The sequence below is a fragment of the Okeania sp. SIO2B9 genome, assembly GCF_010672505.1.
GTDB classification, from domain to species: domain Bacteria; phylum Cyanobacteriota; class Cyanobacteriia; order Cyanobacteriales; family Microcoleaceae; genus Okeania; species Okeania hirsuta.
Window position 1 is genome coordinate 1 of sequence record NZ_JAAHGK010001341.1, and the last position, 2,024, is coordinate 2,024.

The window sequence follows — 2,024 nt, forward strand, 5'->3', positions numbered from 1 at the left end:
TATATATCCTGTTTTTTTTAATAGTTTCCGGACTGGCCATCTGGTTGATGCTTAGTTTGACAGGAGGGGTTGATTTGCGCGGATGGGTAGCTGTACAAGATCAAGGGTGAAAAAAAATTGCTGAAGTTAAGTTTGGGCAAGGTTTAGAGCTTTGTGGAGGAGTATAGGTGATCGTCGCAATTTAGTAAATCCCTATTAGAGATTGAAACTTCAACCAAAATGCTAATTTTTTCCCAACTTCAACCTTTCTTTTTCTGATAAATTTTCTTCCAGCATACTAATATTTTCCACAGGAATATTAACTTTAACTGCCTCACCAATAGCATATTGATTGAGATGAAAACGATTAATATTTTGCCTGCGGATAACTATCTTAGTTTTGTAAGTTAAACGCACAACATAACGAGTATCCGTACCAATATAAACAATATTTTCTACTATCGCTGAAAAATCTGCTTCTTCTGTATAAGTTGATGGATAAATTTCTATTTTTTCCGGTCTGACAACTAAGGTAATAATTGTATCTATTGGCAGATGATTAGCAGAGGGTATTAATAAAGGCAAATCTTCATCTACTAACACCAAACTTTTATCCTCTTGATGTGCAGTTATTCGCCCAGTTAAAAAGTTACTTTCCCCGATAAACTCAGCCACAAAACGAGTTTTTGGTTGTTCATAAATTTCCACCGGAGTTCCCACTTGTAAAACTTCTCCTTGGTACATAACTGCTATTCGGTCAGACATAGTTAAAGCTTCTTCTTGGTCGTGAGTAACATATATAAAAGTAATACCCAACCTTTGCTGCATTTGTTTTAATTCTAACTGCATTTCTTTGCGTAATTTCAAGTCTAAAGCACCCAAAGGTTCATCAAATAATAGCACTGCTGGTTGTTTAATTAATGCTCTTGCTAAGGCGACTCTTTGTTGTTGCCCACCAGATAATTGTCGGGGATAACGCTTTTCCATATCTGTTAATTTTACTTGAGTTAAAGTATCAGTTACCCGACGATTTATTTCTGGGCGCGAAATATTTTCCATTTCTAATCCAAAGGCAATGTTTTCTGCCACTGTGAGATGGGGAAATAAAGCATAATTTTGAAAAACTGTATTGACTGGGCGATGAAATGGCGGACTATTTCCCATTAGTTTGCCTTGAATATAAATTTCTCCCGATGTAGGCACTTCAAAACCAGCTATCATTCTTAATGTCGTAGTTTTACCACATCCAGAAGGACCTAGTATAGAAAAAAATTCTGATTTTTCTATCTGGATATTGATGTTATTTACAGCGATAAATTTTTTTTGATTTTGACTTTTGAATACTTTGGAAATGTTGATGAGTTTGACGGTCTGAGATAGCATATTTTGGCGTTGGTGAATTAGTGTATGATATTAATCTTAATTATTGAGGAGTCAGGAGTCAGGAGTCAGGAGTCAGGAGGGAAGAAAGAAGAATAAAGAGGAATATAAGGAGAAAGTTTTTTGTTCGCGCTCTTATCCGGACATAATATCATACCTCTTTTCACCAACGCCCATATTTTTATGATTAACCCTTGAAATATAGAAGGAAGCACCCCTATTTTTTTCAGCAAATAAATGCAAATTAATATTTTCATAAAGTCCGGTATTTTTCAAGCATTTCAAATGCTACTGTATGACTTTTTTTTGTTCGCTCTACCTACAGAAGTTAGTTTTATCTAGACCAAATATCTACAGATTTATCATTTACTAATTAAGATTAATAAAACGAGCGATCGCTTCTTTAACTAAGGGATAATTTACTTGATTTTCTAAGTCTACATAAGGAACTTTACTTTGCTCATTAAATGCTTCTGTGACTCTGATTAATTGATTAATTTGAGGTTCTCTAGCATCATCTATTGCTTCACTTACTTTTTCATTTATATAAGAGTTAATTACCTTTTTCTCAGTTGTTCCTTGCTGAAAAATATTATTTAATTCAAACTGTAAACGTAAGTAACCTTCAGGATTCTTTGTAGACATGATTTGTTCTGCTACAAGGC

The 2,024-nt window shown here is 34.2% G+C and carries 1 protein-coding gene and 1 pseudogene; both read right to left on the reverse strand.

Features of this window, described 5'->3' with window-relative positions; all coding sequences use genetic code 11:
• Positions 1-222: 222 nt before the first annotated feature.
• Positions 223-1,362 (reverse strand): ABC transporter ATP-binding protein, encoded by a 1,140-nt coding sequence (locus tag F6K13_RS30505; protein ID WP_124142755.1) that lies wholly within the window; start codon positions 1,360-1,362, stop codon positions 223-225.
• Positions 1,363-1,728: 366 nt separating this feature from the next.
• Positions 1,729-2,024 (reverse strand): annotated as a pseudogene (locus tag F6K13_RS30510) (hypothetical protein); the annotation flags it as partial.